The organism is Streptomyces flavofungini (assembly GCF_030388665.1).
Taxonomy (GTDB): Bacteria; Actinomycetota; Actinomycetes; order Streptomycetales; family Streptomycetaceae; genus Streptomyces; species Streptomyces flavofungini_A.
This window is the reverse complement of record NZ_CP128846.1, coordinates 1,500,172-1,524,656: the sequence shown is the minus strand read 5'-3', so window position 1 is coordinate 1,524,656 and position 24,485 is coordinate 1,500,172. Positions and strand designations below refer to the sequence as shown.

Here is a 24,485-nt window from a genome sequence, read left to right as displayed (position 1 = left end):
AACCGCCGCATACTGGTGGTGTGTCCGACCCCGCGCCACCCCCGCCCGACGGGATCCTGTGGGACGTCGCCGGTGAATACCGCACGCTCCTGGCCCTGCCCGCCGCGATGGCCCTCCAGGTGGCGCACCCGGCGGTCGGTGCGGGCGTCGACGAGCACTCCGTGTTCCGCACGGCCCCCTGGGGGCGCGCCGAGCGCTCGATCAGGTCCCTCCTGCTCTGGGTGTACGGGGGAGAGGCCGCCGCCGACGAGGGGCGCAGGCTGCGCGCCCTGCACCGGGACATCCGCGGCACCGACTCGCGCGGACGCCCCTATCACGCGCTCGCCCCCGCGCACTACGGCTGGGTGCACGCCACCGGCTTCCCCGTCCACCGGCACGCCCGCGCCTGCCTCGGGGAGCCGTTCACACCCGCGCAGGAGCGCCGGCTGTACGCGGAGTGGCTCCAGGTCGGACGGGTGCTCGGGCTCCGCGACCGGGACATGCCGCAGTCCCTGGAGGAGTTCTGGCCGTACTACCGGCGCATCCTCGCCGAGGAGCTGGAGCAGACGGCGGTGGTACGCGACCTCATCGCCGTCGGAGCGCCGCTGCCGCCGCCCGACCGCGGCCCACGGGCCCTCCAGGCCGTCCTGCGGGCGCTGTGGCCCGCGCTGCTCCCCGGCCTCGTCCGGCTCCGCCGCTTCCTCACCGTGGGCCTGATGCCGCCCGACGCCCGCGCCGCCATCGGCCTCGCCTGGACGCCCGCGCAGGAGCGCCGCCTGCGCCGCCTCGGCCGCGCGGTCCGCTGGGCCTACCCCCGTCTCCCCGAACGCCTCCGCTACGCCCCGCAGGCCCACCGGGCCCGGCGGTCCCGCCCGCCCACCCGCTGACCGGGCGGGCGGGGGACCGCCACGCAGCCGCGGTGCTGTCAGTGGTCGTGGCCCTCGGCGTGCCCGGCCCCGGCCTCGTGGTCGTGGAGCGAGTTCGTCGCGGCGATCTTCTTCCACGACTTCGGCTTCGCCGGGGCGGCCTTGCCCGCCGCACGGGCGACACCGGCGTCGCGCGCGGCCGGAGCACCCGGCTTCCCGGCCTTGTAGAGCCAGGTGTCGAAGAGGGCGGACAGCGGCTTGCCGCTGACCTTCTCGGCGTAGGTCACGAAGTCCCGCACGCTCGCGTTGCCGTACGCGTTCTTCTTCGGCCAGCCCTTCAGGATGCGGAAGAAGGTCTTGTCGCCGACCTCGTTGCGCAGGGCCTGCAGGGCGAGCGCCCCACGGTCGTACACGGCGATGTGGAACTGGTTGTCAGGACCCGGGTCGCCGGGCTTGACCTGCCAGAAGGGCGAGTCCGCCGGGTTGTTCGCGTACACGTAGTCGGCGAGCTCCTGGGCCGTGCCCTCGCCCTCCTTCTCCGACCACAGCCACTGGCTGTAGCGGGCGAAGCCCTCGTTGACCCAGATGTCCTTCCAGTTCTCCACGGAGACGCTGTCGCCGTACCACTGGTGGGCCAGCTCGTGGACGACGATGGAGACGTTGGAGCCGTTCGCGAAGGCCTTCGGGCTGTAGAAGGGCCGCGTCTGGGTCTCCAGCGCGAAGCTGGTGGGCACGTTCGGGACGTATCCGCCAAGGGCGTTGAAGGGGTACTTGCCGAAGACCTCCTCCAGCCACTCGGCGACCTCGGTGGTCCGCTCGATGCTGGCGCGCGCGGCGCCCGCGTTGTCGCCGAGGTCCTTGCTGTAGGCGTTGAGGACGGGCAGGCCGTTCTCGGTCTTGTCCGTGGTGATGTCGAACTTGCCGACGGCGAGCGTGGCGAGATACGTGGCCTGCGGCTTGTTGGAGCGCCAGTTGAAGCGGGTCCAGCCGAGCTTGGAGGACTGCGACTGGAGCACGCCGTTGGAGATGGCCTGGGTGCCGTCCGGCACGGACACCGACACGTCGTACGTCGCCTTGTCGCGCGGGTGGTCGTTGCCCGGGAACCACCAGGCCGATGACTCCGGCTCCTGCGCCGCCACACCGCCGTCGGGCGTGCGCTGCCAGGCGGTGAAGCCATGGATCTTCACCTCGGACGGCTTCCCGGCGTAGCGGACCACGATCGAGACCGAACTGCCCTTGGGCAGGCCCGCCTTCGGCGTGATCTCCAGCTCCTGCTCGCCGGTCTTGGCGAACGCCGCCTTCTTGCCGTTGACACGGACCTCGCTGACCTTCAGGCCGAAGTCGAGGTTGAAGCGGGACAGGTCCTGGGTGGTGATGGCCTGGATGGTGGCCGTGCCCTCCAGGAGGTCCGTCTTCGGCTGGTACTTCAGGCGCAGGTCGTAATGGGAGACGTCGTAGCCGCCGTTGCCCGCGTCGGGGTAGTAGTGGTCGCCGGCGCCCGGGGCCCCGGGGGAGAAGTCGGCGGCCGATGCCGGGATCGCCAGCAGGGCGAGGGCGGCCGCGAGTGCGCCCGGGGCGATGAGTCTGCGGTGCACGTGGAACTCCAAGTCATCACGGAACGAGACGGTTTGCGCCGCGACGCGGCTCGGCGGCCCCAGGGATGCGGGGCCGCCGAGCCGCGTCGCGGCACGAGGTGAAGCACGATGCGGTCGACCCTATTGAGCACTCCCGCCCCTGCCCATGTCCATGGCCGCATATGTCACACGATCGCCATTCGGCCGACATGTGCGATCACGTCCCACGGACCTTTCCGATCCGTCTGAGGCCCTCTTTCCGGCGGCTGTTGACGCGTGTACCTTCCGCGCCATGCCGATACGCGCGCGACGTACGCGCCTTGTGACCCTGCCGCTCTGGAGAACGCTCCTGGCAGCGGCTCTCGCCGCCCTGCTGGCCACCCTCCTGTCCCCGGGCGGCGCCGCGCACTCCGCGCCGCGCGTCCCGGCCGCCCAAGACGGCTCCGCCACGGCCGGGAAGGCCAAGGAGAGCAGACCCGTCTACTCCTACGCGGACGCGATACGCGAGTCCGTGTGGGTCGACACCCGGATCGACGGCGACGCGGACGGAAGGACCGACCGCGTCGCCGTCGACATAGTCCGGCCCCGCGAACCCGCCGCCAAGGGCCGGAAGATACCGGTCATCATGGACGCCAGCCCGTACTACTCCTGCTGCGGGCGCGGCAACGAGAGCCAGAAGAAGACGTACGACGCGAACGGCAACCCGGTGCAGTTCCCGCTGTACTACGACAACTACTTCGTGCCCCGCGGCTACGCCTTCGTCGCCGTGGACCTCACGGGCACCAACCGCTCCTACGGCTGTGTCGACATCGGCGGCCGCTCCGACGTGCAGTCCGCCAAGGCCGTCGTCGACTGGCTGAACGGCCGCGCCCGCGGCTACACCACGCCCACCGGCGAGCAGCGGACCGACGCCCGCTGGACCAACGGCCGCACCGGCATGATCGGCAAGAGCTACGACGGCACCATCGCCAACGGCGTCGCCGCGACCGGCGTCGAGGGCCTGGAGACCATCGTGCCGATCGGCGCCATCTCCTCCTGGTACGACTACTACTTCGCCAAGGGCGCCCCCCTGTTCAACAGCGGCCCCGACGGGCTCGCGCGCGGCGTGGAGAGCCCCGAGGCCGCCGCCCGCTGCGGCCACGTCAAGCAGCGCCTGATCCAGGGCGCGCCCCGCACCGGCGACTGGACCCCGCTGTGGACCGAGCGCGACCACGTGCCGGACGCCCGCAAGGTCAGGGCCAGCGTCTTCGTCGTGCACGGCCTGCAGGACCTGAACGTGCGCGCCAAGCACTTCGGGCAGTGGTGGGACGCCCTCGCCGACGCCGGGGTGCAGCGCAAGATCTGGCTGAGCCAGGCCGGACACGTCGACCCCTTCGACTTCCGGCGCGCCGACTGGGTCCGCACCCTGCACCGCTGGTTCGACCACGAACTCCTCGGGTACCGCAACGGCATCGACCGCGAGCCCATGGCCGACATCGAGCGCGCCCCCGACCGCTGGACCACCGACCGCACCTGGCCGCCGCGCGCCACGCACACCACGGCGCTGCGCCCCGCGAAGGGCGGCGCGCCCGGCGTCGGCACCCTGGGCACCCGCCCCGGCAAGGGCACCGAGACCTTCACCGACGACCGGCGCCTGAGCGAGACCGACTGGGCCGCGACGATCGACACCTCCACGTCCGCGAAGGCCGGTTTCACCACCCGCCCGCTCGCCCGTGACCTGCGGATCTCCGGCTCCTCACAGGTGAAGGTCACCGTCACGCCGACGACCCGCACGGCCCATCTGAGCGCCGTCCTCGTCGACGTCGGCCCCGGCACCATCCGCGACTACGCCCACGACGACGAGGGCATCAACACGCTTCCCGAGCGCTCCTGCTGGGGCGCGAGCACCGCGGGCGACAGCTCCTGCTTCAAGAACACCGAGGCCAGGACCGCCGACGTCGACTACACCATCTTCAGCCGCGGCTGGGCCGACCTCGGCAACCACTCCTCCGACCAGCAGGGCGAGCCGCTGACCCCCGGCAAGCCGTACACCATCACCCTCGACCTGGCCGCGAGCGACCACGTCGTACCCAAGGGGCACCGGCTCGCGCTGATCGTCGGCGGCACCGACCGGAACCTCATCACGGCTCCCGCCGACACCCCGACCCTGACCGTCGACCTCGCCCGCACGGCCCTGCGGGTCCCCCTCGTCGGCGGCGTCAAGGCCCTCGCCACGACCCCGCACAGCACCGTTGCGCGTGAGTCCCGGCTCGAGGGCGTCGCGAAGCCGCGCCCGATCACGCCCATCCCTGGAGGCCGCACCTCATGACCCCCCGCATCCGCGCAGTGGCCCTGGCCGCGGCCTGTGCCGCCCTCGCCGCCCCCCTCCTGACGGCACCCGCGCAGGCGGCCCCGCCCACACCGCCGCGCACCGGCTTCGAGGAGAGCAACGGGGCGCGCTGGACGAGCCAGCCCGAGGAGCAGCGACTCCTCAGAACCGTCGACAAGGCCACCGACCGGGTCTCGGTGTCCCGCATCGGCACCACCAAGCAGGACCGGCCCGTGCAGCTGGTGCGGGTCGGCGAGCGCCGCACCGCGAGCACCGTGCTGCTCGTGTGCAGCCAGCACGGTGACGAGCCGTCCGGCCGCGACGCCTGTCTCAGCACGATCCGCGACCTGGCCTACGCCAAGGACAAGGAGACCCGGCGCTTCCTGTCCCGCACCACCCTCCTGTTCGTGCCCACCGCGAACCCCGACGGGCGCGCCGCGAACACCCGCGGCAACTCCGACGGCGTCGACATCAACCGCGACCACATCGCCCTGGCCACCGCCGAGGGCCGCGCCATGGCCGCCGTCATCCGCGACCACAAGCCCGACGCCATCTACGACCTGCACGAGTACGGGGCCACGCCCAAGTACTACGACAAGGACCTGTTCGACCTGTGGCCGCGCAACCTCAACACACACGGCGCGGTGCACCGGGAGGCCAAGGCGCTGTCCCTCGACTACGTCCGGCCCGCCGCCGAGGCCGACGGCTACAGCACGGGCACGTACGGCATCTGGACCGACCCGGTCACCGGTGAGCCGATCAAGCAGGTCGCGGGCGACGGCCAGGAGCGCATCCTGCGCAACGCCTCCGGCCTCAAGCACGCCGCCGGACTGCTCATCGAGAGCCGGGTCGACCCCGTCACGGACGCGGAGAAGAACGACGAGGCCCTGAACAACCGCCGCCGGGTCCGCTCACAACTCTCGGCACTCACCGGCTTGTTCTCGTACGCCGACGAGCACCGGTGGCGCCTGGAGGCGGCGAGCACGGCGTCCCGGCTCGCGGGCCTGCGCGACCGCGGACCCGTCTACCTGGGCGGCGCCGACAACGACCCGGCCGAGCCCGCCGAAATCATCCAGGACCCGGCGTGCGGCTACCGGCTGACGCCGCAACAGTTCGCCGACGTCAAGGACGAACTCGGCCTCCACGGCGTTACCGTGAAGCGGGACGGCGCGGGCGTCCTCGTGCCGCTGCGGCAGTCCGCGCGCGCACTCGTCCCGCTGCTCCTGGACGAACGCGCGCCGTACCACCTCGTCACCGGGCAGCCCGACACCGACTGTTGAGGCATCGGAGCGCACGTCACATGTGGTAGGGGGTAGCGGAGAAGAACCCAAGGTCGATCAACGACTCCGCGAAAGGTGCACCTGTGACCCAGGAAACAGAGAAAGCGGACGCCGGAGGAGGCCCGCCGCCGACGGCGGCCCCCTCCGGCGGCCGGTCCCCACAGACCGACCGGGTGGTCTTCGGCGTCACCGCCGCGCTCACCCTGGCGTTCGTGGTCTGGGGCGCCGTCGCCACGGACACCCTCGAAGACGTCTCGACGGACATGCTCGAAGGCCTGATCCACAACGGTGGCTGGGCCTTCATGCTGGCGGCGTCCGGCTTCGTGGTCTTCGCGCTGTGGCTGGCCATGAGCCGGTACGGCAAGATCACACTCGGCAAGGAGGGTGAGGAACCCGAGTTCCGGACCGTGTCCTGGGTCGCGATGATGTTCAGCGCCGGCATGGGCATCGGTCTGATGTTCTACGGCGTGAGCGAGCCCCTCGCCCACTTCTCCACGCCGCCGCCCGGCACCGACCCCGCGGACAAGGCCGCCGCCATGGAGACCTCCATGGCGACGACCCTCTTCCACTGGACGCTGCACCCGTGGGCGATCTACGCGGTCGTCGGCCTCGCCATCGCCTACAGCACGTTCCGGCGGAACCGGCGCCAGACCATCAGCTCCGTCTTCGTCCCGCTCATCGGCGAGAAGCACGCCCACGGCACGTGGGGCCGGGTCATCGACATCCTCGCCATCCTCGCCACGCTCTTCGGCTCCGCGGCCTCCCTCGGCCTCGGGGCGCTCCAGATCGGCAGCGGCATAGAGGAACTGGACTGGCGCGACAAGGCGACCACCGGGCTGCTCATCTCCGTCATCGCCGTGCTGACGGTGGCGTTCGTGGCCTCGGCGGTGTCCGGCGTGGAGAAGGGCATCCAGTGGCTTTCGAACATCAACATGGTGCTCGCCCTGCTCCTGGTCGTCTTCGTCTTCATCGCGGGTCCGACCGTCATCATCCTCGACCTGATGCCCACCTCCATCGGCGCCTACTTGGGCGACCTGCCTCAGCTCATCGGGCGCACGGAGGCGTCGAGCGGTGAGGGCGTCTCGGCCTGGCTGAGCGGCTGGACGGTCTTCTACTGGGCCTGGTGGATCTCGTGGACGCCCTTCGTCGGCATGTTCATCGCGCGCATCAGCCGCGGCCGCACCATCCGGCAGTTCGTGGGCGGCGTCATCCTCGTGCCCAGCACGGTCAGCCTGATCTGGTTCGCCGTCTTCGGCGGCAGCGCCATAAAGGTCAAGGAGGGCGGCGGCTTCAAGGGCGACGACACCCCGGAGGCGCAGCTGTTCGGTCTGCTGCACGAGTACCCCATCGCGACGGCCACCAGCCTGCTCGTGATGATCCTCGTCGGCATCTTCTTCGTGTCCGGGGCGGACGCCGCCTCGGTCGTCATGGGCACGCTCTCCCAGAAGGGTTCGCTCGAACCCGGACGCCTCGTGGTGATCTTCTGGGGTGTGGTGACGGGCGCCGTCGCAGCGATCATGCTGCTCATCGGCGACGGGAAGGACAACGCCCTCACGGGCTTGCAGAATCTGACGATCCTGGTGGCGGCGCCGTTCACCCTGGTCATGATCGGGATGTGTGTGGCGCTGATGCGCGATCTGCGTCACGACCCGCTGATCGTGCGGGGCGAGCACGGCACGGAGGCCGTCGAGAAGGCCGTCATCGCCGGTCACGAGCAGTACGGCGTCGGCGAGTTCGAGCTCCAGATCGGCCCGTCCGAGAACGGGGGCGACACGGACACCGGCTCGGGCGCCGAGCAGCAGTCGGACCCGGCTCGCTGAGGCCTGCCGGGAGCCGCGGGCCCCTGAGGTCCACTGACATCCGAGTACCGGCCACGGCGCCCGCGCCGTGGCCGGTACGGCTTTCCCGGCGACGTCAGGCGGTGGCTTCCGTCACGAGCCGCGCCGCCTGTCCGGCGCAGCCCCACGCCACCGTCACCCCGGCCCCACCGTGCCCGTAGTTGTGCACGAGCACCCGTCCGTCCGCCCGCGCCTCCCGCTCCAGGCGCACCGAGGCACGCGCGGGCCGCAGCCCCACCAGGTGCCCGACGACCCGCGCCGCCGCGATCTCCGGCCGCACCCGCGCGCACCGCTCGACGATGTCCTTCGCCACCGCCGGATCGGGCTTGAGGGACCAGTCGCCGTCGTCGGCCGTCCCACCGAGCACGAGCCGCCCCGGCTGCGGCATGAAGTACGTCGTCGTCGCCGACGCGGCGTCAGCGGCCGTGAACCACGTACGGATCCCGGGGTTCTCCACCAGCACCAGCTGGCCCCGCACGGGCCGTATCGGGTCTCCCGGTACGAGGTCCCGGGCGCCGAGCCCCGCACAGTTGACGACGCGAGGGGTCTCGTCGAACGCCTCGTCGAGGCTCCGCACCGTCCGCTCCTCGACCGTGCCGCCCGCCGCGAGCAGCCGCTCCCGCAGCCACGCCAGGTGCACCGGCATGTCGATCAGGGGCAGCCGTGCCCACAGTCCGCCGCCCGCGCACTCCCCGGGCGTCGCCGCGCGCAGCCCCCGCACCCGCGCGGCCCACGGCCCCAGGCCGTCCAAGTGGAGCTCGGCGTGTACGCCCTCGACCATGCGTACGCCCGTGCGCTCCGCGTCGGCCGCCAACTCCTCGTACACCGCGAGCGACCGCAGCGACCACTCGCCGACGAGCGCCTCGGGTTCGATGCGGTACGGCCACCACAGGCCGCCCGCAACGGCCGAGGTCGTGCCCTCGACCGGGTCCCGGGTCCAGACCCGGACGCGGCTGCCCCCCTCCGCGAGCACCACGGCGGTGGTGAGGCCGATGACCCCGCCGCCGACGATCGTCACATCCGCCTTCTCAGTCCCACCCATCCCGGAAACGTAGCGGAATACCCCAAGCCGTGCTCAGACCCCGTACCGGGTGGGGATACTCACAGCATGTCTGGCGAGTATGCGACCTTCGGCCTGGCACCGGCGATGCGCGCCGGTGGAGTTCTCGCAGGCGGTGACTACCAAGTGCACCGCGAATTCGTCGACTTCATCGTGAACGGCCGCCCGCTGCTGTTCCAGCTCGCCGACCTCGACGCGGTGTCCCCGCTGGCGTCCGACATCCCTCCGGCGATCTTCACGACCCATGTGCGCCGCCTCCTCCTGGAAGCCGAGGCCCCGCTGCTCGACGGGCGGTACGTGATCTACGGCTGCCCGGAGTGCGAGGGCCTGGAGTGCGGGGCCGTCACGGCGGTGATCGAGCAGACGCGCGCCGGAGACGACGACGGTGACGGTGACGACGGCGGCGACGGCGACTATGTGTGGCGCGACTTCGCCTGGCAGACCTCCGACCACGCCGACCTGGAGCTCAACGGCTACCACGGCATAGGGCCGTTCCGCTTCCGCGGCGACGAGTACCGGGCGGAGCTGGGGCGGCTGCTGAACGGAGGCGCCCCCGGGGGCGGGCGGCGGGTGCTCCTCATCGGGGCCCGGGTGGCGCTGAACGCGAAGCTCGCGGCGGCCCTGCGCACCATCGGCATCGGCGCGGAGATCGCGGCGGACGCGAGGGGGGTCCCGGCGGAGGAGCTGCGGACGTACGGGGCGGTGGCGTTCGCGCGGGAGGTGCCGGCGCGGACCAGGGACGCGGTGCGGGCTTCGTTCGAGGGCGCGGGCGTCGACGTGGCGTTCGTGGACGGCCTCGCGCCCATCGTCCCGCTGCTCGTCGCCCAGATCGAGTACGCCCTCGACCGCAGCCCGCTGGCGCAGCGCCGCCTCGCCCGGCTCGCGGTGTCCGGCGGCAGCGCGGTCACCGAGGTCACCTCCAGGTGCCGGGTGCGGCTCACCGTCTACCGGCAGGACCGCCTCTTCCGCACGCGCGTCCACGAAGCCCTCGACGAGGTCCTGGAGCCGGGCGAGCACCGGGTGGCCCTGCCGGACAGGGCCCGCTACGTGGTGGCGCGGACGCCGGACAGCGTGCTGGTGTCGGCGGCCGCGCCCTGACGCGCCGCCCCGTGCGTTCCGCACCGCCCCCGCGCATTAGGCTCGGGGCCTGATGAACGCCACTCTTGTCGCGAAAGACCTCGCCGCCGGCCACGGCGACCGCTCCCTCTTCGAGGGCCTGGACCTCGTCGTCGCCCCCGGCGACGTCATCGGCCTGGTGGGCGCCAACGGCGCCGGCAAGTCCACGCTCCTTCGCCTCCTCGCGGGCCTCGACGCCCCGGAGTCCGGACGCGTCGGCCTGTCCCCGCCGACGGCGAGCGTCGGCCATCTGCCCCAGGAGCCCGACCGCCGCCCCGGTGAGACCGTCCAGGCGTTCCTGGCCCGCCGCACCGGCGTCACCGCGGCGCAGGCCGCCATGGACGAGGCCACCGAACTCCTCGTGGCGGGCGCGCCCGGCGCCGACGACGCGTACGCGCTCAGCCTGGAGCGCTGGCTCGCCCTCGGCGGTGCCGACCTGGAAGAACGCGCCGAGGAGGTGACCGGGTCGCTCGGCCTCGGCGTGCGCCTCGACCAGCCGATGACGGCGCTCTCCGGCGGCCAGGCGGCCCGCGCGGGCCTCGCCTCGCTGCTCCTGTCCCGCTACGACGTGTTCCTGCTCGACGAGCCCACCAACGACCTCGACCTGGCGGGCCTCGACCGTCTGGAGTCCTTCGTCCGGGGTCTGCGCGCGGGCACCGTCGTCGTGAGCCACGACCGCGAGTTCCTGACCCGCACGGTCACCAAGGTCCTCGAACTCGACCTGGCCCAGCAGCAGATCAACCTCTTCGGCGGCGGCTACGAGGCGTACCTGGAGGAGCGCGAGGTCGCCCGCAGGCACGCCCGCGACGACTACGAGGAGTACGCCGACAAGCGCGCCGCCCTCCAGGACCGCGCCCAGATGCAGCGGACCTGGATGGACAAGGGCGTGAAGAACGCCCGCCGCAAGGCCACCGACAGCGACAAGCTCGGCCGCAAGTTCCGCAGCGAGGCCAGCGAGAAGCAGGCCGCGAAGGCACGCCAGACCCAGCGCATGATCGAGCGCCTGGACGTCGTCGAGGAGCCCCGCAAGGAGTGGCAGCTGCGCATGGAGATCGCGGCGGCGCCCCGCTCCGGCACCGTCGTGGCCACCCTGCGCGGCGCCGTCGTGCGGCGCGGGTCCTTCGCGCTCGGCCCTGTCGACCTCCAACTCGACTGGGCCGACCGCGTCGCCATCACCGGCGCCAACGGCTCGGGCAAATCGACGCTCCTGGCCGCCCTGCTCGGCCGCGCCGCCGTGGCCGAGGGGCATGCGGCGCTCGGGTCCGGTGTCGTCGTGGGCGAGGTCGACCAGGCCCGTGCCCTGTTCCACGGCGCGGAGTCGCTGCTCGACGCGTTCCGGGCGGCGGTGCCCGACACCGACCCGGCGGACGTCCGCACGCTCCTCGCCAAGTTCGGCCTCAAGGCGGACCACGTGCTGCGCCCCGCGGTGACCCTGTCACCGGGCGAGCGCACACGCGCCGCCCTCGCCCTGCTCCAGGGCAGAGGCGTGAACCTCCTGGTCCTTGACGAGCCCACCAACCACCTGGACCTGCCCGCCATCGAACAACTGGAGTCCGCCCTCGACTCCTACACCGGCACGCTCCTCCTCGTCACACACGACCGCCGCATGCTCGACGCGGTCCGCGTCACGCGCCGCCTGGAGGTGGCGGAGGGCAAGGTGACGGAGCTGTCGCTCTGAGGGGTGGGGCCGTGTGACGGCTGGGGCGGTTCGACGGGTGGGGCCGTGTGACGGCTCGGGCGGTTCGGCGGCTGGGCCTGCCTGACACCTGAGGCGGCTTGACGGGTGTGCCTGCCCGAGGGCGGGGCGGCCTGGAGCCGGGGCGCCCCTACGGGCGGGGCGGCGGGTGCCGACTCCGCTTGGACCGTTCCGCTCGGTGGCCGTACGGGATCAGCCCCGCGCCCGGCGGCCCATCAGGTGTCCGTCGCCAACGGCCGACGTCGTGCCTGCCGCCGCCAAGTGCCTTGCCGGCCACGGCTGCCGCGCACTCGCCGCCTCGCGGCGCCCGCCCGACGGCCCCTCACGGTGGCAGCCCCGAGGCGGCTGCCACCGTGATCCCGTCCTCCGGGCGCCTCGCGCCCGCGACGTCAGCGCTGCTTGGGGTCGACCAGGCCCGCCCGGCGCAGGGCCTCCGCCATCGCGTCGTTCGCCGGGGGCGGGCCCTGGCGCTGCTGACGCTCCTTGGACCTGCCGCCCCGGCCGCCCTGGTCCCGGCCGCCGCCCTGGCCCTGCTGCCTGCCGCCGCCGCGCTGCTGCGGGGGACGCCCGCCGCGCTCCTTGCGGCCGCCGCCGGGCGCGGACGCGTCCTGCGCGGCCTCGTCGTCGAGGCGCAGCGTGAGCGAGATCCGCTTGCGCGGCACGTCGACGTCGAGGACCTTCACCTTGACGATGTCGCCCGGCTTCACCACGTCCCGGGGATCCTTGACGAAGGTCCTGGACATCGCGGAGACGTGCACGAGGCCGTCCTGGTGGACGCCGACGTCGACGAACGCGCCGAACGCGGCGACGTTCGTGACGACGCCTTCGAGGACCATGCCGGGCGCGAGGTCGGAGATCTTCTCGACGCCGTCCTTGAAGGTCGCCGTCTTGAAGGCGGGACGCGGGTCGCGCCCGGGCTTCTCCAGCTCCTTGAGGATGTCCGTGACGGTCGGCAGACCGAACACGTCGTCGACGAAGTCGGCGGGCCGCAGGGACCGCAGCGTGGCCGTGTCACCGATCAGCGAGCCGACGGCACCGCCCGCGGCGCCCGCCATCCGCCGCACCACGGGGTACGCCTCGGGGTGCACGCTGGAGGCGTCGAGCGGGTCGTCGCCGCCCCGGATGCGCAGGAAGCCCGCGCACTGCTCGTAGGCCTTCGGGCCGAGCCGCGGCACGTCCTTGAGGCCCTTGCGGCTCTTGAAGGGGCCGTTCGCGTCGCGGTGCGCCACGATGTTCTCGGCGAGGCCGGAGCCGATGCCGGAGACCCGGGCGAGCAGCGGGGCGGAGGCCGTGTTCACGTCCACGCCCACGCCGTTCACACAGTCCTCGACGACCGCGTCGAGGGAGCGGGACAGCTTCACCTCGGACAGGTCGTGCTGGTACTGCCCGACGCCGATGGACTTCGGGTCGATCTTCACCAGCTCGGCGAGCGGGTCCTGCAGGCGCCGGGCGATCGACACCGCGCCGCGCAGCGACACGTCGAGGTCCGGCAGCTCCTGCGAGGCGAACGCCGACGCCGAGTACACCGAAGCGCCCGCCTCGGACACCATCACCTTCGTGAGCTTCAACTCGGGGTGCTTGGCGATGAGTTCACCGGCGAGCTTGTCCGTCTCGCGGGACGCCGTGCCGTTGCCGATCGCGACCAGGTCGACGTCGTGCTCCTTGGCGAGCCGCGCCAGCGTCGCCAGGGACTGGTCCCACTTGTTCGCCGGGACGTGCGGGTGGATGGTGTCCGTCGCCACGACCTTGCCGGTGGCGTCGACGACGGCGACCTTCACGCCCGTACGGAAACCGGGGTCGAGGCCCAGCGTCGCGCGCGTGCCCGCGGGGGCGGCGAGCAGCAGGTCGCGCAGGTTCGCGGCGAACACCCGCACCGCCTCGTCCTCGGCGGCCGTGCGCAGCCGAAGGCGCAGGTCGATGCCGAGGTGCACCAGGACCCGGGTCCGCCAGGCCCAGCGCACCGTGTCCGTCAGCCACTTGTCGGCCGGCCTGCCGCGGTCGGCGATGCCGAAGCGCCGGGCGATCGAGTCCTCGTACGAGGACGGGCCCTCGGTGGCCTCCTCGGGCTCCAGGACCAGGTCGAGCACGTCCTCCTTCTCCCCGCGCAGCATCGCGAGGACACGGTGCGAGGGCAGCTCCGTGAACGGCTCGGCGAAGTCGAAGTAGTCGGCGAACTTCGCGCCCGCCTCCTCCTTGCCGTCGCGCACCTTCGCGACGAGGCGGCCGCGCACCCACATGCGCTCGCGCAGCTCGCCGATGAGGTCGGCGTCCTCGGAGAACTGCTCGGTGAGAATGGCGCGGGCGCCGTCCAGGGCGGCCTGCGGGTCGGCGACGCCCTTGTCCGCGTCGACGAACGCCGCGGCCGCGGCCTGCGGCTCCACCGTCGGGTCCCCGAGCAGCCCCTCGGCCAGCGGCTCCAGGCCGGCCTCGCGGGCGATCTGCGCCTTGGTCCGCCGCTTCGGCTTGAACGGCAGATAGATGTCCTCCAGGCGGGCCTTCGTGTCGGCCTCCCGGATGCGGGCCTCCAGCTCGTCGGTGAGCTTGCCCTGCTCGCGCACCGAGTCGAGGACGGCGCTGCGCCGCTCCTCCAGCTCCCGCAGATAGCGCAGCCGCTCCTCGAGCGTGCGCAGCTGCGCGTCGTCGAGCATCTCGGTGGCTTCCTTGCGGTAGCGCGCGATGAAGGGCACCGTCGACCCGCCGTCGAGCAGGTCCACGGCGGCCTTCACCTGCCGCTCCCGCACGCCGAGTTCCTCGGCGATCCTGCCTTCGATGGACGCTGGGGTGGTCGTCACGTTCCGGTACCGCCTTCTCGCTGGGGTTGCCCGCCAATTGTGGCAGGTGACGCCGACAGCGAGGCAGTCAGACCCGGGGGCGGTGCGGCCGGGCCCGGCCGGTCGCCGGGTCAGACCCGGCGGGCCCGGCCCGACCGGCGCCCGGAACGTGAAACTCCGCCGAACAGCCGGGCCAGGGCCCGGAACGGCAGGGTGACCACGGTGGCGATCGCCCCAGCGATCTGGCGCAGCACATCTGCGATCGCACGGAACACGAGACACTCCCTTCGTCTCCCCGGCCCGGGTCACGGAGGAGCGACCGGGGCCGTGGGACGGGCGAGTACCCCGAGGGCGGGGCCCCATGCGCCGGGTGGGGCTAGGCCTTGCCGAGCAGGTCCGCGGGGAACGCCCCGGCCTCCAGCGCCGCTCCGGCGAAGACCGTGCCCAGCTCCGTGAGCCGCTCCACGTCCGCCGCGCCGAGGTGTTCGTAGGGCCCCCGGTCCAGGCGGTCGGTGCGCTCCTCGATGTCCTTGCGCAAGGCCGTGCCGGACTCCGTCAGCTCGCCATCGGCGTCGACGAGCCCGCGCCCGCGCATCCGCTCGACGGCCGCGTCCCAGTCCTCCCGGGTCCAGCCCCGGGTGTTGAGGTTCCACGCGGGCGTCATGCCCTTGCCCGTCGCGGTGTGGGTCACCAGCGCCTCCACCGGGTCGAGTTCGGCGTCCAGGAGCGCGGCGAGGTGGCCGTCACCGCGGTGCTCGCGCAGCAGGGTCGCCGCGTGCCAGTAGGCCAGGTGCGGCTCGTCGGGCACGGGGAGCGCGGCGTGCGCGGCGTACAGCGGGCGGCCGCCGGGCGAGCACGCCTCCGTGGCCCGCAGCGCGAGCCGGGCCGCCTCCGCCATCTCCGGGGACGCCACCGTCCCGTCCCCGAGGAGCCGCCGCAGCGTCGTGTCGACACCGCGCAGCCGGGCGGCGAGGACGTCGTCGGGCGCGGCGGTGCGCCAGATCTCCGGGACGAACCGGGCGACCGTCTCGGGCTTGTAGTTGTAGAACGTGGCCGTCACGGTGCCCGCGCCCACGGCTCCCAGCGCCGCCGCCCGGATGGCGAAGTTGACGGCCTTGGGGTGGGTGATGCCGAGCGCGGCCAGCTCGCGGCCCACGTCCGGGGAGAAGTAGTGCGTGGTGTGGAGGGCGTTGAGCACGTTGTGGCAGCGCCGTCCCGCGCGCGGGTGCAGCGCCGCGCCGACCGGGGCCGAGGTCGTCGAAGAGGTCATGGCCACACGTTACCGACTGGTCGGTATGAGGTGAAGGGTTTCCCGGGGCCGAGCGGGCTTCCCCGGGGCTCCGGTGGCGGGCGCCGATGGCAGAAAAGGATGGCAGGAAAGGTGGGGTGCCCGTCATTGCGGCCATCCCGCCGCACCCCAAGAATCGTGGACATGGAGCAGCGAACCGTCCTGATCGTCCTCTTCGACGGCGTCCAGAGCCTCGACGTCACGGGCCCCGCCGAGGTGTTCACGGGCGCGAGCCACCACCACCCGGACGCGCCGCCGTACCGCGTGCGCACCGCCTCCCTCGACGGCGCCCCCGTGCGGACGTCGAGCGGGCTGACGCTGGTCCCCGACTCCAGGCTCGCGGACCACTCGGGACGGGACGGCGCTGCGGTCCCGCACACGGTCCTGGTCCCCGGCGGCGCGGGCACCAGGGACGAGGACGAGGCGCTGGTCGCCTGGCTGCGGGCGCACGCCCCGCTCGCCGAGCGGCTGATCTCGGTCTGTACCGGGGCCGTCCTGCTCGCGCGCGCCGGTCTGCTCGACGGCCGCCGCGCGACGACCCACTGGGCGTACTGCGACACCCTCGCCCGGAACCACCCGGAGATCGACGTCGACCCCGACCCCATCTACGTACGGGACGGGCACGTGTCGACCTCCGCGGGCGTCACGGCGGGCATCGATCTGGCGCTCGCCCTCGTCGAGGAGGACCTGGGCCGCGACACGGCGCTGACCATCGCGCGCTACCTCGTCGTGTTCCTGCGCCGTCCGGGCAACCAGGCGCAGTTCAGCGCCCAGCTGGCGGTGCAGACGGCCCGCCGTGAGCCGCTGCGCGAGGTCCAGCAGTGGATCACCGAGCATCCCGGGGGAGACCTGAGCGTGGAGTCACTGGCGGAGCGCGCCCGGCTCTCGCCCCGGCACTTCGCCCGCGCCTTCCAGGCGGAGACCGGCATGACGCCGGGCAAGTACGTCGACCGGGTCCGCGTGGAGCACGCCCGGCGGCTCCTGGAGGACACCTCCGACGGCGTCGAGGAGGTCTCGCGCGCCTGCGGCTACGGCACCCCGGAGGCGATGCGCCGCGCCTTCGTCAAGGCCCTCGGCACGGCACCGGCCGAATACCGCCGCCGCTTCCACAGCCCTCTCACCGCCCCCGCGTGACCACCCCGTCACCCACCTCCGTCACCCACCTTCCGGCACCGCACACCGTCATCCGACCCGCCTTCCTCAGGAGAGCCCGCATGCAGATCGCCATCGCCCTCTACGAACGCTTCACCGCCCTCGACGCCATCGGACCGTTCCAGACGCTCGCCGGACTCCCGGACGCGGAGGTCGTCTTCGTCGCCGAGCAGGCCGGACCCGTGCGCGACGACACCGGCCGGCTCGCCCTCGTCGCCGACAAGTCCTTCGCCGAGGTGCTGAGCCCGGACATCGTGGTGGTCCCCGGCGGCCCCGGCCAGAGCGACCAGATGGAGAACGAGGCGCTGCTCGGCTGGCTGCGCACGGCCGACGGGAGCAGCACCTGGACGACGTCCGTGTGCACGGGCTCGCTCGCCCTCGCCGCCGCCGGGCTCCTCGAGGGCCGCCGGGCCACATCGCACTGGCTGGCCCTGGAGGAGCTGGAGAAGGTCGGCGTGCGCTCGACCGGGGAGCGGGTGGTGTTCGACGGGAAGTACGTCACGGCGGCCGGGGTGTCGTCCGGCATCGACATGGGCCTCGCCCTGGTCGGCAGGATCGCAGGCGACGAGCGCGCCCAGGCCGTGCAGCTGATGATGGAGTACGACCCCCAGCCGCCCTACGACGCCGGTTCGCCGGAGAAGGCGCCCGCTCACCTCGTCGAGATGTTCCGCGACCGCAGCCGGTTCAGCGAAGCGGAGCAGCCCGCGTAGCCGGGACCTCGGGCGGGGTCCAGGCGAAGCGCGGCTGCCTGCGCTCCAGGAAGGCGGCGACACCCTCGGCGGTGTCGCCGCTCGCGCGCATCTGCTCCGCCCAGTGGGCCTCTCGCGCCGCCCCCGCCCCCGGGCTGCCGGGCCCGTCCGGACCGGCGGCCAGGGACGCGAACTCCTTCGCCGCCGCCTGCGTGAGCAGCGAGCCCGCGGCCAGGATCCGCGTGAACTCCTCGACGCGCGCCTGGAGTTCACCCGCGGGCAGGACCTCGTCCACGAGCCCGCTGCGCAGCGCCCGGCCGGTGTCGATGGACTCGCCCGAGAACAGCAGGTACTTGGCGGTCGAGGGCCCCACGAGCGACACCAGGCGGCGCGTCGTCGACGCCGGGTAGACGATGCCGAGTTTCGCCGGGGTGACCGCGAACACCGCGCCCTCGTCGGCGAACCGCAGGTCGCAGGCCGCCGCGAGCTGACAGCCGCCGCCCACGCAGTACCCGCGCACCACGGCGAGCGTCGGCTTGGGGAAGGCCGCCAGGGCCTCCTCGGCCCGCACCGCGAGCTCCTGGGCGCGTGCGGGTTCCTCGCGCAGCGAGGAGATGTCGGCGCCCGCGCAGAACGTGTCACCGGCGCCGGTCAGGACCAGTGCCCGCACGCCGGAGTCCGCGGCGAGCTCCGCGAGCAGCGGCGGCAGCGCGCGCCACATGTCCGCCGTCATGGCGTTGCGCTTGGCCGGATGGTCGATGACGACGGTGGCGACGCCGTCCGCGACGGCGTGCCTCAGCTGCGGCTCCATGCGCCGGATGCTATCCGCACCCAGCGAACGTACGATCAAGAAGGGGCGGCTTCGCACGGCGGACGGAGGCCCTCATGGTTCTCGGCGGAAGAAGCAAAGCAGCAGGTCGGGCGGACACCGGCAGCGCTGACAGCACTGGCGGCACCCCCGAGGGGGAGCGCCTTCGGCGCAGCTTCGGCTGGCTCGCCGTGCTCGGCGCGATCCTCGTCCTCGGCGGGCTCATCGGCGTCGTGTACGTCGGCGTGGCCACGCTCACCTCGATGCTGCTGTTCGGCTGGCTGCTCCTGGTGGGCGGCCTGGTGGCACTCCTGCACGCGGTGCAGTCGCGCGGCTCGAACTTCTTCTGGCTCGGCGTGGTGGTCGCCGCGCTGAACCTCGCGGCGGGCGTCGTCGTCATCCGCAGGCCCGACGTGGCCGCGGAGGCGCTGACGATGTTCGCGGCGCTGCTCTTCCTCACCGGCGGCGTCTTCCGGCTCGTCGGCAGCCTGGTGGTGCGCGGGCCGCAGATGGCGGTGACGCTGCTGCAGGGTGCCTTCGGCGTGCTGCTCGGCGTGCTCGTGCTCGGCGACTGGCCGAGCAGCAGCCAGTACGTCATCGGCTGCTTCTTCTCCCTCGCGCTGCTCTTCGACGGCCTCGGCCTGATCGCGACGGCCGTCGGCGGCCGACGCCTGATCAGCCTGGTCTCGGAGCGCGACGGCGGCGACGGCGGCACCCCGCAATCCGTACAAGCTGAAGAACCCTTGAAGGCGGAACAAGAAGGGCAGGAGCAGTCGCGCAACTGACGACGGCACGCGAGGGCGATCAAATCCCGTCGATAGTCGCTGACTTCTGGTCAGTAGTGCGGTACGGACCAGCGCGTTACCAACACTCGACGTGTGGTGACAACCGAGCGCGAGGGCGGGGACCGGGCAATGGGGAACGACGGGAGAGGGCCGGACCCGCTCCCCGGGGGAGGTGGAGGGGTGCCGTACGAGGGCGTGTGGCGGTTCACCGCCCCCGCCGTCGACGCCTCGGTGCCCCAGGCACGGCACGCGGTGCGCGATCTGCTCGCGCGTCAGGGGGTGCCGGCACCGGACGAACTGGTGCAGGGACTGCTGTTGATCGTCTCCGAACTGGTCACCAACGCGGTACGGCACGCGGCGCTGCTCTCGCCGATGCTCGCCGTGGAGGTGGCGGTCGGCGCGGAGTGGGTGCGGGTCTCCGTGGAGGACAACCATCCCTACCGTCCGACGGCCCTGGAGGCCGACTACGGCCAGACCGGCGGCCGCGGTCTGCTCCTCGTGCGCGAGATCACCCGCGAGGCGGGGGGCGCGTGCGACGTCGAGTACACCGCCAGCGGGGGCAAGGTCATCTGGGCGGCCTTGCCCCTGAAACCTCACGGGATCTGACGGGACGCGGCGGGGCCCGCGACCTACCAGCCCGCGCCCGGCCCCGTCAGCTCCTTGATCGCGGGCCGCGCCGCGTCGAGGACCGTCATGAACCACGCGGAGAACGGCCCCTTCGCGTGCCGCTCCGCGAGCTCGGCGGCCGTCACGAACGCCGTGTCGCCCACCTCGCTCGGGTCCGGGCGCAGCTCGGCCTGCACCATGCCCACGAAGAGGTGGTTGAACTCCTGCTCCACCAGGCCCGACTCCGGGTCCGGGTGGTTGTAGCGCACGGTGCCCGCCTCGGCGAGCAGTGACGGCGAGACGCCGAGCTCCTCGAAGGTGCGCCGGGCGGCGGCCGCGAACGGCGCCTCGCCCGGGTAGGGGTGTCCGCAGCAGGTGTTCGACCAGACGCCGGGGGAGTGGTACTTGCCGAGTGCCCGCTGCTGCAGCAGCAGCCTGCCCTGCTCGTCGAAGAGGAAGACGGAGAACGCCCGGTGCAACTGGCCGGGCGCCTGATGAGCGGCGAGCTTCTCCGCCGTGCCGATCGTCCTGCCGTCCTCGTCGACGAGTTCCAGCAGGATTGTCTCTCCGGTGCCGTTCGGCGAGCTGTTCGCCGCGGTGGCAGGTGTGATCGGCATACCCATCCTTCGCTTCGGTCTCGGGCCTCAAGTCTGCCGTACGACAGGGGCTCTCCCGGCACTCCGGGGGCCCCGCATGTCCCGTCCCCGACCGTGGGGGCGGGACACGCGGTTTCGGCCGCGGCGCCCCGGGCCGCGGGCCGGGGCGCCGCCGGGATCAGACCCCGAAGGCCGCCGGATAGACGATCGTGCCGGACGGAACCGGCACCCCACCGTCCGTGTCGGCCTCATCGAGGACCAGCGCCATGACGGCCTCGTCCGGCGCCTCGAAACTTGGCCGGATCCCGTACGCCGAGGCCCGGGTGAACCCGAACCGCGGATAGTAGCCCGGGTGCCCGAGCACCAGGACCAGTTGCTCGCCACGGGCGCGCGCGGCGTGCAGCACGGCGCGCACGACGGCCGAACCAGCGCCTGTTCCCTGGTGCGCCGGGAGCACGGCCACCGGCGCCAGGCACAGGGCCGGGGCGCCGTCCACGTGGCAGCGGGTGAGCAGGGCGTGCGCCGCGACCTCGCCCGCCGCCGTCTCGGCGACGAACGAGAGCCCTTCGAGCCAGGCCTCGGGGTCCTCGCGGAGGGCGTCCACGAGGTCGGCCTCGGCGGGCGTCCCGAAGGCGGCGGCGTTCACGGCGCGCACCGCCGCGCGGTCGGCGCCGGACGCCGCCTCGGGCCGGGTGCGCCAGCCGTCGCCCGCCGGACGCAGGACGTAGCCGGTGTAGCCGAACTCCGTCCCGTGCTCCCTTCGCATCGCGATCTCGGCGCGGGTGGCGGCCAGGGCCTCGGCCATGCCGGGGGCCCCGGGGTCGGCCGCGTCGGCGCGGGCGCCGAGCGGACCGTAGTACTCGTCCCAGTCGGACTCCGGCTGGGACACGGTGCCGAGCACCGCGTATCCGGCGGCGAGTGCCGCGCGGGTGTTCTCCTCGCCGGTGCGCAGCGGATAGTGCCGGTCCCAGAAGGCGCGCGCCTCCTGGGACGGGGTGGCTGTCGTCCACTCGCACTCGGTGACGACGAGCGTCCCGCCGGGGGCGAGCAGCCGCCGCCAGGTGTCGAGCGCGGTGTCGAAGCCGATGGCGTAGGCCGAACTCTCGGCCCAGATCAGATCGAACGAACCGTCCGGGCAGGGCAGTTCGCCCATGTCCGCCAGGAGGGTGCGCACGGAGTCGGCGAGCCCGCGGGCGTCCGCCGCCGCGCGCAGCTCGGCGAGGAACGGCTCGTGCAGATCGACGGCCGTGACCTCGGCACCGGCCTCGGCGGCCAGGAGCAGCGCGGACCGGCCGGGGCCGCAGCCCAGGTCGAGCACGCGCGGACGGGCGGGCAGCTCGCCGGCGAGGGCGAGCAGGGCCCGGGTGGTGGCGTCGGAGCCGGGGCCCTGCCGCGGCAGGCCGTGGTGCAGGGTGAAGAAGGCGTCGGTGATCGCGTTCTGAGTCAACGGAGAGTAACCCTTGAGTGAGGGGGCCCAGCCGTGACACCAGGGCGTGCGCGCCGTGCGGAACGGTGCGCACGCGACGTACGTGCGCGAGGCGACGTACGGAAGGTCAGGCGTGGGCCCGGAAGGTGGGGACAGACATGTCGCCGCGCGGGGCAGCGCCAATCGCGACAGTCATCAACCCACCTCTTTCGCTTCCGTTACGTCTTGCAAGGTCTTGGCCAGACTAGCACTGTCCGTGATCGCTCGTCCTGTCGTCGGGGGGGCGCACCGCGACGACAGGTGCCGTACGTCAGTGGCACAGCCCCGGCTCGTGCTCCGCGTGGCCGCCCGGCTCCAGCTGGAACGTGCAGTGCTCGACGTCGAAGTGGTCGCCCAGGCAGAGCTGCAGTTCGTGCAGCATCTTCTCGTGGCCGATGGCGGTCAGCGTCTCGGAGCCGACGACCACGTGCGCGGACAGGACCGGCATCCCCGACGTGATCGTCCAGGCGTGCAGGTCGTGCACGTCCTCCACGCCGGGCAGGGCCAGCATGTGGGCGCGGACCTCGGCCATGTCGACGCCCTTGGGCGCCGATTCGAGCAGGACGTTCAACGTCTCGCGCAGCAGCTTCCAGGTGCGCGGGACGATCATGAGCCCGATGACGAGGGAGGCGATGGGGTCGGCGGCCTGCCAGCCCGTGAGCAGGATGAGGGCGGCCGAGACGAGCACCGCGACCGATCCCAGGGCGTCCGCGAGGACCTCCAGGAAGGCGCCGCGCACATTGAGGCTGTCCTTCTGGCCGCTCATCAACAGGGCCAGCGAGACCAGGTTGGCCAGCAGGCCGATCACGCCGAAGACCATGGTGAGGCCGCCCTCGGTCTCGGCGGGCGTGACGAACCGCTGCACCGCCTCGTACAGGACGTACCCGCCGACGCCGAACAGGAGCAGACAGTTCGCGAGCGCCGCCAGGATCTCGGCGCGGGCGTAGCCGAAGGTGCGGTTCTCGCTCGGCGGGCGGTTCGCGAAGTGAATGGCGAGCAGCGCCATGCTCAGGCCGAGCGCGTCCGTCGCCATGTGCGTCGCATCCGCGATCAGTGCGAGGGAGTCGGCGACGATGCCGCCGACGATCTCGACCACCATGACGGTGATCGTGATGGACAGCGCGATGCGCAGACGACCCCTGTAGGCGGCCGTGGCCGTGCCCTTGGCGGGCGGCGCGTGGCCGTGGTCGTGTCCTGCCCCCATGGTGCGTTCCTCCGTCGTCGTGCGGCGTCGTGCGTCGGCGCCCAGGTCCGGTCGCGGCCTTCAGTCAACTACGGGTGGGGGGTATGTGCAACACGCTCCTGAGAACCGTTGTCATATGCTCTGACCTGCGTAAACACTCCGCAGGTCAGAGCCCTGCGAGCGACGGGTGGAGGAGCGGGGGCCCGGCGCGTCTAGCCGCGCGCGGCCTCCGGGTGGCGCAGGCACCAGCCCGCCCACGCGGACTCCGCCATCTCCCGCACGCCGCGCCGGGCCCCGAAGCCCAGCTCCTTCGCCGCGAGCCGCACATCCGCCACGGCGCGCGGCGCGTCACCCGCGCGGCGCGGCTCGACGAGCGGCTCGCGGTGGTCCCCGGTGACCTCCGCGATCACGGTGAGTAGTTCGCGTACGGAAACTCCCTCGCCGCGGCCGATGTTCACCGTGAGATCGCTGCCCGGCTCGGCGGGCCTGCGGGCGGCGGCGAGGTGGGCCTCGGCGAGGTCGCTGACGTGGACGTAGTCGCGCACGCAGGTGCCGTCGGGCGTGGGGTGGTCGGTGCCGAAGATGCGCGGGGCCTCGCCCCGGGTCAGGCGGTCGAAGACCATCGGGACCACGTTGAAGACGCCGGTGTCGGCCAGCTCGGGGCTCGCGGCGCCCGCCACGTTGAAGTAGCGCAGGCACGTCGTGGTCAGGCCGTGCGCGCGCCCCGCCGCCCGCACCAGCCACTCGCCCGCCAGCTTCGTCTCGCCGTAGGGGCTCACCGGGGCGCAGGGTGTGTCCTCCGCGACCAGGTCGGCGTCCGGCGGATTGCCGTAGACGGCCGCCGACGACGAGAAGACGAACCGCTCCACGCCCGCGTCCACCACCGCTTCCAGGAGCGTGCCGAGGCCCCCGACGTTCTCCCGGTAGTAGCGCAGCGGCTGCTCGACCGATTCGCCGACCTGCTTGCGGGCCGCGAGATGCACCACACCCGTCACCGCGTGCTCGGCGAACACCCGCCGCAGCAGGGCCCCGTCGAGCGAAGTGCCCCGTACCAGCGGAATGTCCGCGGGCAGCCGCTCCGGTACACCCGAGGAGGCATCGTCCACGACGACGACCCGCTCACCCGCCCCGGCCATGACCCGCGCCACATGCGCCCCGATATATCCCGCTCCACCTGTGATCATCCATGTCATGGGCGTCCACCTTAGGCTGGCTTGGACGGTTGTGGACCCCGCGGTTTGTGGCCGCGGGCCGCTTTCGACCATGATGATCGCGGCGGTCGAGAACCACGCAGACCGCGCTGATCGGGGCGTGAACGGGCGGTGAACGCCCGCTTCCATTCATCCGATAGCCTCTGCCGACATGCCGCCCGGCCGCCCCGCTGCCCGGGTGCCCCCGTCACGCACGTGCCCGCGCGAGCCGCGC

Annotated in this window: 20 protein-coding genes; 10 read left to right on the top strand and 10 right to left on the bottom strand. The window is 72.8% G+C overall.

Annotation, left to right across the window (positions count from 1 at the left end):
• Positions 1–20 precede the first annotated feature (20 nt).
• Positions 21–866 (top strand): oxygenase MpaB family protein, encoded by an 846-nt coding sequence (locus QUY26_RS05885; protein WP_289944047.1) that lies wholly within the window; start codon positions 21–23, stop codon positions 864–866.
• Positions 867–904: 38 nt separating this feature from the next.
• Here the strand turns inward: QUY26_RS05885 and QUY26_RS05880 are convergent, their stop codons facing one another.
• Positions 905–2,440 (bottom strand): M1 family metallopeptidase, encoded by a 1,536-nt coding sequence (locus tag QUY26_RS05880; protein ID WP_289944046.1) that lies wholly within the window; start codon positions 2,438–2,440, stop codon positions 905–907.
• 271 nt (positions 2,441–2,711) lie between these two features.
• Between QUY26_RS05880 and QUY26_RS05875 the strand changes: the two genes are divergently transcribed.
• The 3 genes from QUY26_RS05875 to QUY26_RS05865 all read left to right on the top strand — a co-directional run bounded on the left by QUY26_RS05875 (position 2,712) and on the right by QUY26_RS05865 (position 7,827).
• Complete coding sequence (locus QUY26_RS05875) at positions 2,712–4,727, top strand: Xaa-Pro dipeptidyl-peptidase (protein WP_289944045.1); 2,016 nt, start codon at positions 2,712–2,714, stop codon at positions 4,725–4,727.
• The gene (locus QUY26_RS05870) at positions 4,724–6,007 is read left to right on the top strand and encodes a M14 family metallopeptidase (RefSeq protein ID WP_289944044.1); all 1,284 of its coding nucleotides are present in this window, start codon (positions 4,724–4,726) and stop codon (positions 6,005–6,007) included. The genes QUY26_RS05875 and QUY26_RS05870 overlap by 4 nt, the downstream gene beginning before the upstream one ends.
• A 173-nt stretch (positions 6,008–6,180) precedes the next feature.
• Complete coding sequence (locus tag QUY26_RS05865) at positions 6,181–7,827, top strand: BCCT family transporter (protein ID WP_289955507.1); 1,647 nt, start codon at positions 6,181–6,183, stop codon at positions 7,825–7,827.
• Positions 7,828–7,921: 94 nt separating this feature from the next.
• On the opposite strand, the gene QUY26_RS05860 is transcribed toward QUY26_RS05865, so the two are convergent.
• Positions 7,922–8,887, bottom strand: a complete 966-nt coding sequence (locus tag QUY26_RS05860) for an FAD-dependent oxidoreductase (protein ID WP_289944043.1) — start codon at positions 8,885–8,887, stop codon at positions 7,922–7,924.
• A 66-nt stretch (positions 8,888–8,953) separates the two neighbouring features.
• Between QUY26_RS05860 and QUY26_RS05855 the strand changes: the two genes are divergently transcribed.
• Positions 8,954–10,003, top strand: coding sequence for an oxidoreductase (locus QUY26_RS05855; RefSeq protein ID WP_289944042.1), 1,050 nt, complete (start codon positions 8,954–8,956; stop codon positions 10,001–10,003).
• A gap of 52 nt (positions 10,004–10,055) precedes the next feature.
• Positions 10,056–11,699, top strand: a complete 1,644-nt coding sequence (locus tag QUY26_RS05850; protein ID WP_289944041.1) for an ABC-F family ATP-binding cassette domain-containing protein — start codon at positions 10,056–10,058, stop codon at positions 11,697–11,699.
• A gap of 407 nt (positions 11,700–12,106) precedes the next feature.
• Here the strand turns inward: QUY26_RS05850 and QUY26_RS05845 are convergent, their stop codons facing one another.
• The 3 genes from QUY26_RS05845 to QUY26_RS05835 all read right to left on the bottom strand — a co-directional run bounded on the left by QUY26_RS05845 (position 12,107) and on the right by QUY26_RS05835 (position 15,758).
• Positions 12,107–14,509, bottom strand: a complete 2,403-nt coding sequence (locus QUY26_RS05845; protein ID WP_289944040.1) for a Tex family protein — start codon at positions 14,507–14,509, stop codon at positions 12,107–12,109.
• Positions 14,510–14,619: 110 nt separating this feature from the next.
• The gene (locus QUY26_RS05840) at positions 14,620–14,763 is read right to left on the bottom strand and encodes an LPFR motif small protein (RefSeq protein WP_289944039.1); all 144 of its coding nucleotides are present in this window, start codon (positions 14,761–14,763) and stop codon (positions 14,620–14,622) included.
• 101 nt (positions 14,764–14,864) lie between these two features.
• Positions 14,865–15,758, bottom strand: coding sequence for an SCO6745 family protein (locus QUY26_RS05835; protein WP_289944038.1), 894 nt, complete (start codon positions 15,756–15,758; stop codon positions 14,865–14,867).
• A 162-nt stretch (positions 15,759–15,920) separates the two neighbouring features.
• On the opposite strand from QUY26_RS05835, the gene QUY26_RS05830 reads away from it, so the two are divergent.
• Together QUY26_RS05830 and QUY26_RS05825 are read left to right on the top strand one after the other, a co-directional pair.
• Positions 15,921–16,910 carry a GlxA family transcriptional regulator gene (locus tag QUY26_RS05830; protein ID WP_289944037.1) on the top strand — a complete coding sequence of 330 codons (990 nt, stop codon included), beginning with the start codon at positions 15,921–15,923 and terminating at the stop codon, positions 16,908–16,910.
• 80 nt (positions 16,911–16,990) lie between these two features.
• Positions 16,991–17,638 (top strand): DJ-1/PfpI family protein, encoded by a 648-nt coding sequence (locus QUY26_RS05825; protein WP_289944036.1) that lies wholly within the window; start codon positions 16,991–16,993, stop codon positions 17,636–17,638.
• Here the strand turns inward: QUY26_RS05825 and QUY26_RS05820 are convergent.
• Entirely contained in the window at positions 17,613–18,428 is an 816-nt protein-coding gene (locus QUY26_RS05820) for an enoyl-CoA hydratase/isomerase family protein (RefSeq protein ID WP_289944035.1), read from the bottom strand. The two genes, QUY26_RS05825 and QUY26_RS05820, sit on opposite strands and share 26 nt — an antisense overlap.
• A gap of 74 nt (positions 18,429–18,502) precedes the next feature.
• Here QUY26_RS05820 and QUY26_RS05815 point away from each other — a divergent pair, with 74 nt between their 5' ends.
• Positions 18,503–19,210, top strand: coding sequence for an HdeD family acid-resistance protein (locus tag QUY26_RS05815; RefSeq protein ID WP_289944034.1), 708 nt, complete (start codon positions 18,503–18,505; stop codon positions 19,208–19,210).
• 93 nt (positions 19,211–19,303) lie between these two features.
• Entirely contained in the window at positions 19,304–19,816 is a 513-nt protein-coding gene (locus QUY26_RS05810) for an ATP-binding protein (protein WP_436840272.1), read from the top strand.
• A 23-nt stretch (positions 19,817–19,839) separates the two neighbouring features.
• Here the strand turns inward: QUY26_RS05810 and idi are convergent, their stop codons facing one another.
• The 4 genes from idi to galE form a co-directional block, all read right to left on the bottom strand.
• Positions 19,840–20,433, bottom strand: a complete 594-nt coding sequence (idi, locus tag QUY26_RS05805) for an isopentenyl-diphosphate Delta-isomerase (RefSeq protein ID WP_289944033.1) — start codon at positions 20,431–20,433, stop codon at positions 19,840–19,842.
• Positions 20,434–20,590: 157 nt separating this feature from the next.
• On the bottom strand, positions 20,591–21,859 hold the full coding sequence (locus QUY26_RS05800) for a bifunctional class I SAM-dependent methyltransferase/N-acetyltransferase (RefSeq protein WP_289944032.1): 1,269 nt from the start codon (positions 21,857–21,859) through the stop codon (positions 20,591–20,593).
• A 289-nt stretch (positions 21,860–22,148) separates the two neighbouring features.
• Positions 22,149–23,081: a cation diffusion facilitator family transporter gene (locus tag QUY26_RS05795; RefSeq protein ID WP_289944031.1), complete on the bottom strand. Its 933-nt coding sequence runs from the start codon at positions 23,079–23,081 to the stop codon at positions 22,149–22,151.
• Positions 23,082–23,272: 191 nt separating this feature from the next.
• On the bottom strand, positions 23,273–24,253 hold the full coding sequence (galE, locus tag QUY26_RS05790) for a UDP-glucose 4-epimerase GalE (protein ID WP_289944030.1): 981 nt from the start codon (positions 24,251–24,253) through the stop codon (positions 23,273–23,275).
• Positions 24,254–24,485: the final 232 nt, after the last annotated feature.